This is a genomic window from Limnohabitans sp. 103DPR2 (genome assembly GCF_001412575.1).
Taxonomy (GTDB): domain Bacteria; phylum Pseudomonadota; class Gammaproteobacteria; order Burkholderiales; family Burkholderiaceae_C; genus Limnohabitans_A.
In genome coordinates this window covers 2,015,432-2,030,688 of the sequence record NZ_CP011834.1, presented here as the reverse complement: position 1 = coordinate 2,030,688, position 15,257 = coordinate 2,015,432, and the positions used below count along the sequence as shown (strand labels likewise).

The following is a 15,257-nucleotide window of genomic DNA, read 5'->3' as shown; positions in this document are numbered from 1 at the left end:
AACCCGACATGTGAGAGTTCCACGAGATTCATTCGAATTACCAAATTAAATCTGCGCTCGAAATGCCTTTGGTGAAATGCCTGCGTCACGTGTGAAAACGCGAGAGAAATAGGCGGGATCTGTAAAGCCCAGTGTGTAGGCAATGCTGGAGATGCTGAGGTTCGTATAAGCCAAATTTCGACGTGCTTCGCGCATCAGTCGGGCTTCAATCATGCGCAGTGCGCTGCTTCCATTGGCAGCGCGCGTGAGCCGGCTCAAATGGGTTGGAGAGATAGACAAGGCTTTGGCATACTGGCTCACAGACCAATGGGCTTTAAAGTTGAGCTCAATCAACTCTTTAAACCGCTGAACCAATTCCGAGTCATTGAATTTGGCGTCCGCCAATGTGCTCTGGGCAAGTTGTCTTGCAACCCAGCCCAACAACACGCCACTCAGTCCTCGCAGCACCAGCGCGCGGGCTTTTTCTTGCGCGGAGAACTCAAGCCATATCTGATGAACAGTTTGGGTGACGAAGGTGTCAGCGGACAGCACACAGGCCTGATCAAGTTCAGAACGAAGGGTGCCTCCGCCCACCAACAGTTCGTCCAGTAATTCATCGGCCAAGGTAGTGACCCAACCGCGCGTGTCTTTTTCAAATCGAAAGGAGTGGACATGTTCGGGTGGCACATTGACCAAGGAACCTGTGGGCAAGGCCTGGGTTTTCCCATCTAAGGTTGCCCAACCACCGCCGTTCGCTATCAGCAAGACTTGATGCAAACGTGCATGTCGATGGGGTGCCAACTCCCAGTCGTGCAGTTCAGAACGGTCTGCAATGGTTTCGCAGTGCAACACGTCTGGCAAATGTGTCGATTCGCCAAATAGACTGTAGCTCTGTACATGGGCAAGTGTTTTTTCCATGTTCGAAATGTACAAGTTTTTGCCAGTTTCAGCCATTCCTGTCTGGTCGCTTAAGGGTTATCTTCAGGAACGTTTTGGCAAATTGCCTTAGATCAAGTTTTAAGGAGACAACAAATGAAAACCCAAGTTTGCATCATCGGTGGCGGGCCATCTGGCCTGATGCTCTCCCAGTTGCTTCATCTCAAAGGCATTGAAACGGTGGTTTTGGAGCGCCAAACACGGGATTACGTGCTCAGTCGCATTCGTGCCGGTGTTTTGGAAAATGGCTTTGCCAAACTCATGCGTGAAGCCCAGTGCGGTGAGCGCATGGACCGAGAAGGTGAAATTCACGATGGATTTTTCTTGGCGCATGCCGACAAACTGAATCGGGTTGATTTGCACAAATACAGCGGTGGGAATTCCGTGATGGTGTACGGTCAAACGGAGTTGACGCGCGATTTGTATGAAGCGCGGGACCGCATGAACGGCATCGTGATTCACAGCGCAGAAAACGTTCAACCGCACGATGTGAAGTCCGACATGCCTTACGTCACCTACAGTGTGGGCGGTGAGGAAAAACGCGTTGATTGCGATTTCATCATTGGTGCTGACGGATTTCACGGTGTGAGCCGCAAATCCATCCCAAGCGACGTCATCAAAGAATACGAAAAAGTGTATCCCTTTGGTTGGCTGGGCGTCTTGTCTCGAACCAAACCAGTTTCGCCTGAGCTGATTTACGCCAAGCACCCGCGTGGTTTTGCACTGTGCTCTTTGCGCTCACAAGTTTTAAGCCGTTACTACATCCAAGTGCCACTGACTGATTCAGTTGAAGATTGGTCGGATGAGGCTTTTTGGGCGGAGTTGAAACGTCGTTTGCCCGCAGAAGTGTCTGAGCAATTGATCACAGGTCCCACCATCGAAAAGTCCATTGCACCGCTGCGATCTTTTGTGGCTGAACCCATGCGTTACGGCAACATGTTTTTGGCAGGTGATGCGGCCCACATTGTGCCGCCCACTGGTGCACGGGGTTTGAACACTGCAGGGTCTGACATTTACTACTTGTACCATGGCTTTGTGGACCACTACCAAAAGGGTGACAGCACAGGTTTGGACAACTATTCCGAAAAGGCGCTGTCCCGCGTTTGGAAAGCGCAGCGCTTTTCATGGTGGCTCACAACCTTGTTGCACACATTCCCAGATTCAATCGAATATGACCAAAAGCTGCAAGAAGTTGAGATGGCCTATTTGTTCTCATCCGATGCAGCCCAAAGTTCTCTGGCAGAAAATTACGTGGGATTGCCTTTCTGATCCATCAGATCGCTAGTTCCTCGTCTGCTGTGGAACGGTCACCAAAGAGTTCGCGCATCAATTGGCGCAACCATTGGTGACCTGGGTCGCGGTGCAGGCGACCATGCCAACACTGTTGAATGGCGCTGTTTTCCACTTTGATGGGTAGATCGCGCATGACCAAATCAAAAGGTTTGACAATGCGTTGAGCAAATCGCTCGGGCACCACAGCAATCAAGTTGGCATTTTGAAGTACGTCACCTAAGGCGACGTAGTGGGGCACTGTAAGCCTCACTTGCCGCGAATATTTTTGTTGGTCCATGGCCGCATCTACTTTGCCATGTCCTGTGCCGGTTGCTAATACCCGAACGTGTTCTGAGGCAAACAAAGCTGCCACTGAAATGCTTGTCGTCTGGGTTAACGGATGTTTTTTGCGCATCAGGCAAACATATTTTTGCTTGAACAAGGATTGTTGAAAGAAGCCCGCTTGGAGTTGCGGCAGCAATCCCATGGCCAAATCAATTCGACCCGTTGACATGTCTTCTTTGAGCGCCGATTGCGCCACGCTCACAATTTGCAAAGTGACGCCGGGTGCTACTTTGGCCAGGACATTGACCAGTACAGGTAAGAAATACATTTCACCAACATCCGTCAGCGCAATGGTGAAGTTTCGACGGCTGGTCTTTGGATCAAAAGCGCCGCGCACATTCAGAGCTTGTTGCAATCCATTCAGCGCCATGGCGATTGGTTCTGCCAGTTGAAGGGCATAAGGCGTTGGGGTCATACCTCCCTGGGTCCGAATGAATAAATCGTCGTTCAAACTGCTGCGGAGCCTGCCCAAAGCACTGCTCACGGCAGGTTGGCTCATGTTCAAGAGATTTGCGACGGCAGAGACGCGTTTCAAAATGAGCAAATGGTGAAAAACCAAGAGCAAATTGAGGTCGAGTTTGGCCAGTTCCATGGATGATTAAATATTTGATTTTCAAATAATAATTATATTTAAAATCCGATTTACTAATTTAATACGGATGGCATGATGTACTTTAAACATCTTGTGGAGACCAGCAAACATGCTAGATCAGCCAATTCATTGGGAAACGCCTGGCACCAGCCGAATTCCATTTGCCGTCTACACGCAGCAGACCACGCATCAGAAAGAGCTAGAGCGGTTTTTTTACAAGGCCCATTGGAGTTATGTAGGTCTCGAGGCTGAAGTGCCTAATGCGGGTGATTTCAAACGCACCGTCATTGGCGAGCGGTCAGTCATCATGACCCGCGCCCAAGATGGCCAAATTCACGTGGTCGAAAATGTGTGCGCGCACCGTGGGATGGCTTTTTGCCGAGAGCGGCATGGAAATAAAAAAGAATTGGTATGCCCTTACCATCAATGGAGCTATGCCTTGGATGGCAAGTTACAAGGGGTCCCCTTTAGACGCGGTGTGCGGCAAGATGGCAAGGTCAATGGCGGCATGCCTGCCGATTTTGACCCCAAAGACCATGGCTTAACTTCGTTGAAAGTGGCCATACGGGGTGGCGTTGTGTTTGCTTCTTTTGATCACCAGGTTGAGTCTTTGGAAGACTACATGGGGCCGGTAATCCTGAAGTACTTTGACCGATTGTTCAATGGTCGACAGCTCAAGATATTGGGCTACAACCGCCAGCATATTCCAGGTAACTGGAAATTGATGCAAGAGAACATCAAAGATCCTTATCACCCAGGCTTGTTGCACACTTGGTTTGTGACCTTTGGACTTTGGCGCGCTGACAATAAAAGCGAATTGCGCATGGACGACAAGCATCGTCATGCCGCCATGATTTCCACGCGCGGCTCTGCAGGACAAGCAACGGGTGGGGCTTCAGATGTGACGCAGGTCAGTAGTTTCAAAGCCAGCATGGAACTCAACGACCCCAGTTTCTTAGACATCGTGCCCGAGCCTTGGTGGGAGGGGCCTACGGCTGTCATGATGACGCTATTTCCCAGTGTGATTTTTCAGCAGCAGGTCAACAGTGTTTCTACGCGCCACATTCAGCCTGACGGTCATGGCGCATTTGATTTCGTGTGGACACATTTCGGCTTTGAAGACGACACGCCAGAGATGACTGAGCGCCGCTTGCGACAAGCCAACTTGTTTGGCCCTGCAGGATTTGTCTCAGCCGATGATGGTGAAGTAATTGAATTTTCGCAGCAGGCCTTTGAATCTAAATCTCAGCACCGCGCGCTTGCTGAGTTGGGCGGTAAAGATGTAGGCGACACCGATCATATGGTGACCGAAACCCTGATCCGAGGGATGTACGAATACTGGCGAAATGTGATGGAGGATTGATCATGGTGGACATGCAAACTTGGTTTGGCATCCAGCAACTTTATGCCGATTACGCCAGTGCCGTCGACAGTGGGCAATGGAATTTATGGCCTGACTTCTTCACAGAGCAGTGTGTTTACAAATTACAACCCCGTGAAAATCACGAGCGCGGATTTCCCTTGGCCACATTGACATTGACCAGCAAGGGTATGTTGAAAGATCGCGTGTATGGCATCAGTGAAACCATCTTTCACGACCCCTACTATCAGCGACACATGGTGGGCGCACCCATCGTTCGAAAAGTAGAAGAAGGCCGCATTTACAGTGAGGCCAACTACGCGGTGTTTCGTACCAAGTTGGACAAAGAAAGCACCGTCTTCAACGTGGGACGTTATCTTGACATCATTGTGTCGACACCCGAAGGATTCAAATTCGCTGAGCGTCTGTGCGTTTACGACAGCGAGATGATTCCCAATTCTGTGATCTACCCCATCTAACCATGAACAACTGGATTGACGTGGCCGCAGAGGCCGATTTGTTTGAAGGTGCAGGCATTGCTGTCACCCCTCAAAATCATGACATCGCTGTTTTTAAATTGGAGGATGGCGTGTATGCGATCAACAATGAATGCAGCCACGGCAACGCCAAATTGTGCGATGGGTTTGTGGAGGGTCACCATGTGGAATGTCCATTCCATCAAGCGTTGTTTGATGTTCGTGATGGCTCTGTCCAGTGTGCTCCTGCTACCGAGCCTGTCAAAGCTTGGCCTGTGAAGATTGAGAACGGGCGTGTGTTCTTAGATCTCCAAACTTAAGGCATTTTGTTTTGCTAAGGGTTATTGCCGATAGGCGACTTGGCTTTTAATTTCATAATATTGTTAACAATCTTGGAATTAACAAATGTTGAAAATCAAATCAGAAGTCACCGGAACTGTTTGGAAAGTGCTCGTCAGCGCAGGGCAAAGCGTAGAAGCCGATGAGGTTTTGGCGATCGTAGAGTCCATGAAGATGGAAATCCCCATTTCAGCTGAGCGCGCAGGGCAAGTGTCCGAAGTCTTGGTTGCAGAGGGCGACCCAGTTGCCGAAGATCAAGTTGTCATTCATCTGGTGTAAGCCATGCATGTGAAAGACCTACCAGACGATGCATACCGTGCTGCCGAAAGTACTGTGGCATTTCGATTGTTTGCAGACCAGGACATTCCCACGTTAACAGTTCCAGAGCAGATTGCAGCCAAATTAGGTGACCGCATCTTGTCAGGTCTCATGCCAGCAGGTAGCCGAATTGGTGAAGTGGAGGTTAGCGAAGAGTTCAAAGTCAGTCGGGGACCAGTTCGAGATGCATTGAGAATTTTGGAAAGAGAGGGGCTGGTGACCTTGTTGCCAAGGCGGGGTGCCATCGTGACTGAATTGACTGTCTCCGAACTCGACGAATTGATGGAGATTCGGGCGGGTCTCTTTGAGGTTGTGATTCGCAAAATTAGCAGCTCTTCTTCAGAGGAGTGGCTGAAAATTTTAGCCTCAGGTACTGAGCGGCTTGAATTATTAGCGGCCGATCCTTTGAGTGGGGATGAGTATGCCGAAACGACTTATCGACTCATCATTTTGTGCGCACGCATAGCAGGCAATCAAAAACTTCATCGATTGCTCACAGGCCTGTCTTTGCAAACATTGCGGTACAGCAAATTGGGTTTAGCCACCATTGAGCGTCGTCAACGTTCTGCCAGTTTGTGGCGAATGGCTTTGGACGCGCAACGCAAGGGCGATGTTGAAAGCTTGGTGTCTCTTGCTCGGACACGCATCTACGAATCTAGTCAAGAATCTACGCGGCAAATGATGGCACTTGCCAACATAAAAGCAGGAGATTTGAAATGAGCAATGTCAAAGTGACTGAAGCCACAGGCCCGTTGCGGGGGCTGCTTGTGATTGAGATTTGCTCAACCATTGCTGGTCCGGCCTGCACACGCTTAATGGGCGACTTTGGCGCCGATGTGATCAAGATCGAACCGCCTGAAGGCGATCCAGTGAGACAAATGGGGCAACATGTCGATGATGTCTCGCTATATGCCGCTTCGCTGCTGCGAAATAAAAAATCCGTCGTGCTGGATTTGAAAAATACAGAAGACCTGCGTGTGGCCAAGTCCATGATTGCAAGTGCTGACATATTGGTGGAGAACAACCGGCCCGGTGTCATGGAGCGACTGGGTTTGGGCTATGAAGAACTTTCTAAATCAAATCCAGGTTTGGTGATGGTTCGCATCAGTGGCTTTGGACAAACGGGACCTTATGCGCCAAGACCTGGGTATGGCGCCATTTGTGAAGCCGTCGGTGGTGTTCGCCACATGACGGGTGATCCAGATCGTCCTCCGGCACGTGTCGCCTTGGCTACGACAGATTACTTGACGTCCACCTATGCAGCCTTTGGCGCGTTGGCGGCACTGCGTGAAAAAGACAAGACAGGCTTAGGTCAAGTTGTGGATGTGGCGCTTTACGAAACGGCATTTACTCAATTGGAGCCCATCGTTCCGGCCTATGAAAAGCATGGCACTGTACCCAAACGTGAAGGCGCAAATTTGCCGCGCATGGCCCCCAACAGTTTGTACCCAACAAAAGATGGTAGCTATATTTTGATTGCAGCCAACAGCAACCCTACCTGTGAGCGGCTGATGCAAGCCATGGATCGCCTTGATTTGATGCAAGTGCCCGAATTTGCAAACATCCGTGCTAGAGGCGAACCCGCCAATGCGCGAGCACTAGACCAAATCATCGCTGACTGGACACGACAGTATCTTTGCAATGAATTGGCTGAGATGCTTGAGGACGCTGGCGTTCCGAATACGCGTGTTTACACCATCGCCGATATTTACCAAGATCCTCATTTCTTAGAGCGGAACATGTTGGTTAAAGTGCCGCATCCAAAAATTGGTCATACCACTCAAATGGGTGTGGTGCCGCGACTATCTCGTACACCTGGCTCTATCCGGCATACGGGTCACGAGCTGGGACAAGACACAGCAAATTTACTTGCGGCATTTAAGTCGTCTAAGTGATTAAAACGGAGACACACCATGAACCTGAAAAGACGTGAATTTACAATAGCGATGGCATTAGGCTGTATTGGAATGGAGGCGTCAGCGCAAAGCAGCAGTTGGAAACCGACAGACCGAATCACTTACGTTTTGGGCGTCACCCCCGGAGGATCAGTAGACATCTATGCGCGCGGCATTCAAGATGCCTTAACCCAATTGAATTTGATCCAAGGTAAAACCATGTTGATCGATTACAAGCCGGGTGGTGCAGGCATCATTTCTTTGCAGCAATTGCAACGCAATTCGGGCAATGCTCATTGGCTAGGAACATTTCACACCAGCACCTTGGTAGCCATTGCTGCCGGCATGTTGAAGGCTGATTTGAAAGACTATCCTCCCGTCGCCATGATGGTTGAGGAAACTCAAATGGTCGCTGTGCGAGCTGACTCCAACATCAAATCAGCGACTGAGTTGGTCACAGCTTTGAGCAAGGATGTGACCTCACTCAAAATTGGCGTTGCACCTGCATTGGGCTCAGGTACACATTTGTCTATCGCCAAACCATTAAAAGTTGCCGGTGTCGACATTAAAAATCTGACTGTTGCACCCTTCAAAGCTTCAAGCGAAACAATGGGGGCCTTGCTGGGCGGCCACATTGACGTCATTTCGGCTACAGCACCAGTCATCATGCCGCAAGTCGCAGCAGGCAAAGTGCGTGTCCTGGCCAGTGCGTCACCCACACGCGGTTCAGGAGCTTTGGCACAAGTGCCAACTTGGCGAGAGCAGGGCATTGCAGCCGACTTTGTGACCTATAACGGACTGCTTCTTCCGCCGAATATGTCAGCTGCACAAATTGCTTTTTGGGAAGACGCTTTGCGCAAAGTCTCTCAACACCCTGCATGGTTGGCTTTGGTCGAAAAAAATGGCGGTAGACCTGTATACAGAGATCATGCTGAGTCCATGAAATACATGGTATCCGAACAAAAATCGATCAATGAGTTGGTTCAAGAATTGGGATTGGTTTCGAAGTGAACAAGATTCAACACCCCGCACGTTTCTTACCCAAAGGTGAGTGGCAAGAAGAACTAAGCGAATTAGAAAGTCGCAGAAATCAAGCTTTGGGAATGGGAGGTCCGCAAGCGCTGGCCAAATTGCATTCAGCAGGACGAATGGATGTCCGGCAGAGAATTAATAGTTTGTTAGATGCCAATTCGTTTCAAGAGATGGGCTGCATTGCGGGTAAAGGCCATCAAGACTCAGAAGGTAAGTTTGTTCTGCTGGATCCTACCAATACAGTGACTGGAACTGGACGCATTGACGGTCGCAAACTGGCCATCCATGCAGATGATTTCAGCATACGCGCTGGTTCATCCGAGGCCACAGTTGCAGAAAAATGGATTTACATAGAACGCTATGCGCATCAAATGCACATGCCTTTAGTCCGCTTGGTTGACTCTGCAGGTGGTAGTGTGAAGTTGTTGATGCAACTGGGCGGCACGAAGATTCCTGGTTACCCTACCTGGCCAGCCAATGAGTTGCTAAAGACTGTTCCTGTAGTCGGCGTGGCTTTAGGATCTTGTGTCGGTTTGGGTGCCATCAAAGTGGTCTCCTCGCACTTCTCGGTCTTGGTAAATGACCAGGCTCAAGTGATGGCAGCAGGGCCTCATGTGGTTCGTCAAGCCTATGGTGTGGAAATCGATAAAAATGATTTGGGTGGGCACAAGGTTCAGCGGAAAAATGCTGTGGTACACAACGAGGCTGTAGATGAAGCAGATGCTCTGCTACAAGTGCAAAAATTCTTGTCTTACATGCCGAGAAGTATTCACCATTTGGCACCTGTGACAGCTTGTAACGATTCACCTAACCGTGCTGACGACTGGCTAAAAGATGCGATTCCAAAAGATCGCCGACAGATTTTTGATCCACGTAAAATATTGAAGAGTATTTTTGATTTGGACACTGTCTTTGAAATTGGGAAATTTCAAGGAGGCTCCGTGATCACAGCTTTGGCCAGGCTCAATGGCTACCCTGTGGGTGTTGTTATCAACGACCCCAAAGTTCAGGGCGGTGCCATGACGGTACAGGCTGCCTACAAAATGGAGCGTCACGTTAAATTGTGCAGTCAATTTGGATTGCCCATTGTGAATCTGGTTGATCAGCCGGGCAATGCTACAGGTCTTGAAGCTGAATTGGCAGGTACCTTGCTGGGCGCAACGCGCGTGGGTCAAGCTGTCCATGAATGTGAATCACCGTGGGTATCAATTATCATCAGGCGTTGCTTTGGTATGGCCGGCGGAATGCATGCACCTAAGTATGGAGAAGCGTTGAATCACAGGTATGCGTGGCCATCTGCACGCTGGGGTTCGATTCCCATTGAGGGGGGAGTGATGGCAGCGCACAAAACTGAAATTGAATCTGCTGTGGATCCACAAGCCAAACGACTGGAATTAGAGAAGTTTTATCTCAACTTGTCTTCACCTTTCAAGACAGCAGAAAAATTTGGAATTCTTGACATCATTGATCCAAGAGAGTCACGGGCAATCTTGTGCGAATGGGTTGAAGACGCATGGGAGTTGGTGAAAATAAAACGGCTAATTTCTGCTTAGCATGCCTTCACATCTCTCATATACCTTGAATGTGAGAAAGTCCTCTAAACGATTTTGCTATGGCCGCATCAGCTTGAAATTTTCGTCATCATGGTTTGGTTGATGCCACTTTGACGAAAAAATCATAAATGGCGGTGTCGCCCATGTTGCGGGCGTCCGCCAACTCGCCAGTTTTGGTAGCGTAAATTACTTTGCCATCGATTGACAAGATGGCTACTGCAGGAATGCCTTTTTTAAGCGGCACACCGTAGGCTTCTGCAATGTCGAGGTTGCGGTCAAATTTGCCAACATTGACTTTGACCATTTTGAAATGCTGCTGAATCAATGGGGCACTAGGCCCAGTTTTCAAAGACATGTCCAACACTTTGCAATCGCCACACCAGTTGGCACCAAAGACCACCAGTACGGGTTTGTTGGTGACTTTGGCCTCTTGAAGGCTTGTCTGAATCTGTGCAGGTGCATTGGCTAATTCGTCGTAAGGGGCCGTCGCAGCGTTGGCACTGAACGCAACTGCCAGCAATGACCATGTGAATGTTTTTAACATCTTGTGACTCCTAATTTGAGGGGTAGCCAGCAATGCCTGCTGGAAAACGGGCTCAATATACAGCTTATTTCCGATTTGGCTTGTGCACTGAGTTTCTGTTTGCGCAGGATAATCTACACATGCCCGACTCTGTGACTTCGAAGCCCTCCATCATCCTTTGCACTCTGAACGCGAAGTACATCCACGCGTCTTTGGGCCTACGCTATCTGATGGCCAACATGGCGCGTCACGGTAGCCAAGCGCTGGCAGATCAAACAGCATTGCTTGAATTCACCTTGTCGAAGCCATTGCCAGACATGGTATTGCAATTGTTGAACACCTTGGGCGAAGAGCGCCCAGGTCAAACACAAGTCATCGGTTTCGGTGTTTACATTTGGAATGTGCTTCAGACCACAGAGCTGATTCGTTTGCTTAAATGCCAGCGCCCCCGCTTGAAAATTGTTTTGGGTGGTCCCGAAGTAAGTCACGAAACCGACCAGCAAGACATTGTGAAATTGTCCGATCATGTGATCACAGGCTGGGGGGATGTGAGCTTTCCGAAACTTTGTTTGCAATTGGTTCAGGGTCCGCCCCCGCTCATGAAGGTGATCCCAGGCGAACAACCGCCAATGGATCAGATTGCTTTGCCATACCAACACTTTTCGGATGCCGATTTGGCCAACCGTTTGTTGTATGTGGAAGCTTCAAGGGGATGTCCATTCAAATGTGAGTTTTGTCTCAGCTCTTTAGATAAAACGGCGTGGGCTTTTGAGTTGTCGCCGTTCTTGCATGAGCTCAAAATTTTGTATGAGCGTGGCGCCCGAAACTTCAAATTTGTCGATCGCACTTTCAATCTGAAAATTGAAGCATCTGTTCAAATTCTCCAGTTCTTTTTGGATCGATTGAATGAACCCGGTGCAGAAGGTTTGTTGGTGCATTTTGAGGTCATCCCAGACCATTTGCCAGACAAGTTAAAAGCTTTGATTGCGAAGTACCCTCCTGGGGTGCTGCAATTTGAGGTGGGTATTCAAAGTTTCAATGAAACCGTTCAAAAACTGATTTCTAGGCGGCAAGACAACATCCAGACAGAAGCCAATTTGCGATGGTTGATCAATGAGTCGCATGCACACCTTCACACCGATTTGATTTTTGGTTTGCCTGGTGAAACACTGGACAGCTTTGCAGAAGGTTTTGACCGACTGATGGCCATTGGACCGCAAGAAATTCAATTGGGTATTTTGAAGCGTTTGCGTGGAACGCCGATTGCAAGGCACACCGTGCCTTTTGAAATGGTCTATGACGATCAACCACCTTATGTGGTGCGAAAAACCAAGGACTTGGATGCGTCAAGCTTGGAGCGCTTCACCCGCATGGCCAAGTATTGGGACTTGATTGCCAATTCGGGACGCTTCAAAACTAGCTTGCCCTTGATATTGACGCCTATTGGACAGCCTGCTTCTGCGTTCCGATTCTTCATGCATTTTTCCGATCATGTTTGGCTGTCTACTGGAAAAACTTATGGGTTGACACCCGAGGATTTAGTAGACGCTGTCTTTCATTATTTGACAGTGGTAAGAGAGATGGATTCATCGCCTGTTCGTGCATCCCTGCTCCAAGACTATTTGGCAAGTGGTGCCAGGGCACGGCCAAAATGTTTGGCGCAGGAACGCTTGCCCTTGGGGGGTGAGCCTACAAATCAGAGCTCACATGAGCAATCAGTCAGCACTGCGCACAAATTGCGTGGGCGACAAGACCGTCATGGGGTCACAACCGCATCAACAGATTGATGAGGCTGAACTTGATTTTTTCATGGCACGGCTAAGATACATCACAGGCAACAAGCCCACCAAAACCAAAGCCAAACTGGGCAATGCGGCTTCGCCCAATCGTTCGTCTCTTGCCAGTTGATAAGCCATTACAGCCAGTGTGTCAGTGTTGAAGGGGCGTAACACCAAAGTGGCTGGCAGCTCTTTCATCACATCCACAAACACCAGCAGTGTGGCAGCAAAGATGGAACGCTTCAACAAAGGCACATGCACGAGGGTAAGCAGTTTGACCCCAGATATCCCCAGCATACGCGAAGAGTCATCTAGGCTTTTGGGAATGCGTGTGTAGCCACTTTGCACAGTTTGCAAGGCGACTGCACAAAAACGAATCATGTACGCCCAAATCAGACCCAACACCGTTGCCGTGAGCCAGAAACCAATTTGGGAATCTGGCCAGCGTTGTTGTTGCCATGTGACCGGCAATAACAATCCCACCACGACCACAGCCCCTGGAACCGCGTACCCCAATCCGATCAATCCCGTTGCCATGCGGGTGGCGAGGTCTTTCTTGGTCCTTAAGCTGTACGACAACACCAGTGCCAATGCGACAGCGAGCAGTGCAGTCATGAGTCCCAATCGAAGACTGTTCAACGCCCAATCGATGAATCGAGCCCATGGCACATCGAGATCAGAGTCCATCAAGGGTCTCAGCATTAACAGCACGGGTAACAAAAATCCAAAGAACAGGGGCAGGGCGCACCAAGTACTCATGCCGATTGCGGACAGGCCAGTTAAAGAAGTTGGCTGCGCATCTGATGACGGTGCATGAGAACGCAGGCTTGAAAAACGCATTCGGGCCTGCGCCATTTTTTCAAGTTGTAGCAATACAAGAACTGTGCCCAGCAACAAAGTGGCCAATTGCGCTGCGGCAATTCGGTTGTCCATGACCAACCAAGCTTTATAAATGCCAGCCGTCAAGGTTTGAATACCAAAATAGCTGGCAACGCCATAGTCCGCTAACGTTTCCATCAAAGCCAGTGCAACTCCTGCGGCAACTGCCGGCCTGGCCAAAGGCATTGCGACTTCTAAAATTCGACGTTGAAGGGGCGCCCCTAGCATGCGCGCTGCCTCCATCAATTGCGATGCACGCTCACTCAGCGCTGTTCGCGCTAACAGGTAAACATAGGGGTACAGTGCCAGAGAAAAGACAAGGATGGCCCCACCCAAACTTCTCACTTCTGGCAAAACACGGCCCTCAAGGCCAGTTTGGCTGCGAATGAAATTTTGCAAGGGTCCGCTGTATTGCAAAAAGTCCGTATAGGCATAGGCAACCACATAAGCGGGTATGGCCATGGGCAGCAGCAATGCCCATTCAAAAAAAGATTTTCCGGGAAACTTGAACAAGGTCACCGCTGCGGCTGTGCTGGTGCCCAGCAAGGTGACACCCACCGCAACGCCAAGGCAGAGCAACAGGCTGGTGATCGCATAGCCTGGCAAAACAGTCTCGATCATCGCCGTCAGGACGCCCGCAGAACTGGCATTCCACTCGAGCCATGAACTGACCAATGCCACCAGGGGTAAACAAATGATCAACGCCAACAGGCTGAGTAAAACCGAACGAATTCGGAGGGTGGGCATTCGCAGAATCCAATGAAAGTCTAGGGCAAAGCTTGTCGGAACAAGCACATCTTCTTAGGAATTGTAAGGATGATCATGAGGTCATGAATGCCACGGGGTCTGCCTGTCCTTACAATTCGGCCATGTATTTGACACTTCAACAAGTTGACGTTCGCTACGCAGGCCAACCAAAGTCTGCGGTACACGGTGTTTCTTTAAAGCTTGAGGCTGGCCAAATTGGCGTCTTGATTGGTCCCTCTGGCTGCGGTAAAACCAGTTTACTTCGCGCCATTGCCGGTCTTGAGCCAGTGGCGGCTGGTGAAATTCAGTTGTCAGATCGCGTAGTCAGCCGCTTAGGCTTTTCGGCCGCGCCAGAAAATCGCCGCATGGGCATGGTCTTTCAGGATTACGCTTTGTTTCCTCATCTCACAGTGGCGGGCAACATTGCTTTTGGTCTTCACGGTCAAAGTTCCGAATTCAAGTCATCGCGTATCAGCGAGGTGCTCCAGTTGGTTGGGCTTGCAGATGTGCAAGACCGCTATCCCCATGAATTGTCGGGCGGGCAGCAGCAACGCGTTGCACTGGCGCGAGCATTGGCACCTCAGCCCGATTTACTTTTATTGGATGAGCCTTTTTCAAACCTGGACGTGGACTTGAGAGAGCGACTGGCATTGGAAATCAGAGGTATCTTGAAAGAGGCCAAAGCAACTGCTTTGTTTGTGACACACGATCAAATGGAGGCCTTTGCCATTGGTGATGTCATTGGTGTCATCCAAGAGGGGCGCCTTGCGCAATGGGATGATGCCTATCACCTGTACCACCGTCCGGCCTCACGTTTCGTGGCTGAGTTCATTGGTCATGGTGTCTTTATTCCTGGTCACCGCAAGGTGGTAGGTGCAAGGGTGGAAGTGGCAACGGTTTTGGGCTTTCTGACAGACGACCTTGACGCTTCTCTGGTGGGTGGGTTGGATGACCGTGCATGCGATGTTTTGCTTCGGGCAGATGACATCGTCCACGACGACGAAGCACAGGTGAAAGCCGAAATTATTCGAAAAGCATTCAGAGGATCTGAATTTCTGTACACATTGCGTTTGCAGTCAGGTGACATTGTGTTGGCGCACGTGCCCAGTCACCACGACCACAAGTTGGGTGAGTGGATTGGTATTCGAGCGGAAGTGGACCATGTGGTGACCTTTGATTGAAGAAAAGCTTCTTTGCAAATGAGAATCATTCTTATTTGATGTAGAATTTGCT

The 15,257-nt window shown here is 49.8% G+C and carries 15 protein-coding genes; 11 read left to right on the top strand and 4 right to left on the bottom strand.

Features of this window, described 5'->3' with window-relative positions; genetic code table 11:
• Nucleotides 1-45: 45 nt before the first annotated feature.
• Entirely contained in the window at nt 46-897 is an 852-nt protein-coding gene (locus L103DPR2_RS09775) for a helix-turn-helix domain-containing protein (RefSeq protein ID WP_231717620.1), read from the bottom strand.
• A gap of 114 nt (nt 898-1,011) precedes the next feature.
• On the opposite strand from L103DPR2_RS09775, the gene pobA reads away from it, so the two are divergent.
• Entirely contained in the window at nt 1,012-2,184 is a 1,173-nt protein-coding gene (gene pobA / locus L103DPR2_RS09770) for a 4-hydroxybenzoate 3-monooxygenase (RefSeq protein ID WP_055360918.1), read from the top strand.
• A 4-nt stretch (nt 2,185-2,188) separates the two neighbouring features.
• On the opposite strand, the gene L103DPR2_RS09765 is transcribed toward pobA, so the two are convergent.
• Nucleotides 2,189-3,124: a LysR family transcriptional regulator gene (locus L103DPR2_RS09765; RefSeq protein WP_055360917.1), complete on the bottom strand. Its 936-nt coding sequence runs from the start codon at nt 3,122-3,124 to the stop codon at nt 2,189-2,191.
• Nucleotides 3,125-3,233: 109 nt separating this feature from the next.
• Here L103DPR2_RS09765 and L103DPR2_RS09760 point away from each other — a divergent pair, with 109 nt between their 5' ends.
• The 8 genes from L103DPR2_RS09760 (at nt 3,234) to L103DPR2_RS09725 (ending at nt 10,097) form a co-directional block, all read left to right on the top strand.
• Entirely contained in the window at nt 3,234-4,487 is a 1,254-nt protein-coding gene (locus L103DPR2_RS09760) for an aromatic ring-hydroxylating dioxygenase subunit alpha (RefSeq protein WP_055360916.1), read from the top strand.
• A gap of 2 nt (nt 4,488-4,489) precedes the next feature.
• A complete protein-coding gene (locus L103DPR2_RS09755; protein ID WP_055360915.1) occupies nt 4,490-4,963 on the top strand; it encodes an aromatic-ring-hydroxylating dioxygenase subunit beta in 474 nt (157 codons plus the stop codon).
• A gap of 2 nt (nt 4,964-4,965) precedes the next feature.
• Nucleotides 4,966-5,280: a non-heme iron oxygenase ferredoxin subunit gene (locus tag L103DPR2_RS09750; protein WP_055360914.1), complete on the top strand. Its 315-nt coding sequence runs from the start codon at nt 4,966-4,968 to the stop codon at nt 5,278-5,280.
• Nucleotides 5,281-5,365: 85 nt separating this feature from the next.
• Nucleotides 5,366-5,578 (top strand): acetyl-CoA carboxylase biotin carboxyl carrier protein subunit, encoded by a 213-nt coding sequence (locus L103DPR2_RS09745; protein ID WP_055360913.1) that lies wholly within the window; start codon nt 5,366-5,368, stop codon nt 5,576-5,578.
• Nucleotides 5,579-5,581: 3 nt separating this feature from the next.
• Complete coding sequence (locus L103DPR2_RS09740) at nt 5,582-6,337, top strand: GntR family transcriptional regulator (RefSeq protein ID WP_055360912.1); 756 nt, start codon at nt 5,582-5,584, stop codon at nt 6,335-6,337.
• Complete coding sequence (locus L103DPR2_RS09735; protein ID WP_055360911.1) at nt 6,334-7,512, top strand: CaiB/BaiF CoA transferase family protein; 1,179 nt, start codon at nt 6,334-6,336, stop codon at nt 7,510-7,512. Before L103DPR2_RS09740 ends, L103DPR2_RS09735 begins: the two co-directional genes overlap by 4 nt.
• A gap of 18 nt (nt 7,513-7,530) precedes the next feature.
• Nucleotides 7,531-8,523: a Bug family tripartite tricarboxylate transporter substrate binding protein gene (locus L103DPR2_RS09730; RefSeq protein WP_082466783.1), complete on the top strand. Its 993-nt coding sequence runs from the start codon at nt 7,531-7,533 to the stop codon at nt 8,521-8,523.
• Nucleotides 8,520-10,097, top strand: coding sequence for an acyl-CoA carboxylase subunit beta (locus L103DPR2_RS09725; protein WP_231717619.1), 1,578 nt, complete (start codon nt 8,520-8,522; stop codon nt 10,095-10,097). The genes L103DPR2_RS09730 and L103DPR2_RS09725 overlap by 4 nt, the downstream gene beginning before the upstream one ends.
• An 88-nt stretch (nt 10,098-10,185) precedes the next feature.
• On the opposite strand, the gene L103DPR2_RS09720 is transcribed toward L103DPR2_RS09725, so the two are convergent.
• Entirely contained in the window at nt 10,186-10,641 is a 456-nt protein-coding gene (locus tag L103DPR2_RS09720) for a thioredoxin family protein (RefSeq protein ID WP_055360909.1), read from the bottom strand.
• Nucleotides 10,642-10,760: 119 nt separating this feature from the next.
• Between L103DPR2_RS09720 and L103DPR2_RS09715 the strand changes: the two genes are divergently transcribed.
• Nucleotides 10,761-12,407 carry a B12-binding domain-containing radical SAM protein gene (locus L103DPR2_RS09715; RefSeq protein ID WP_082466782.1) on the top strand — a complete coding sequence of 549 codons (1,647 nt, stop codon included), beginning with the start codon at nt 10,761-10,763 and terminating at the stop codon, nt 12,405-12,407.
• On the opposite strand, the gene L103DPR2_RS09710 is transcribed toward L103DPR2_RS09715, so the two are convergent.
• Nucleotides 12,396-14,024 (bottom strand): ABC transporter permease, encoded by a 1,629-nt coding sequence (locus L103DPR2_RS09710; protein ID WP_055360907.1) that lies wholly within the window; start codon nt 14,022-14,024, stop codon nt 12,396-12,398. The two genes, L103DPR2_RS09715 and L103DPR2_RS09710, sit on opposite strands and share 12 nt — an antisense overlap.
• A 122-nt stretch (nt 14,025-14,146) precedes the next feature.
• Here L103DPR2_RS09710 and L103DPR2_RS09705 point away from each other — a divergent pair, with 122 nt between their 5' ends.
• Nucleotides 14,147-15,205 (top strand): ABC transporter ATP-binding protein, encoded by a 1,059-nt coding sequence (locus L103DPR2_RS09705; protein WP_055361969.1) that lies wholly within the window; start codon nt 14,147-14,149, stop codon nt 15,203-15,205.
• Nucleotides 15,206-15,257: the final 52 nt, after the last annotated feature.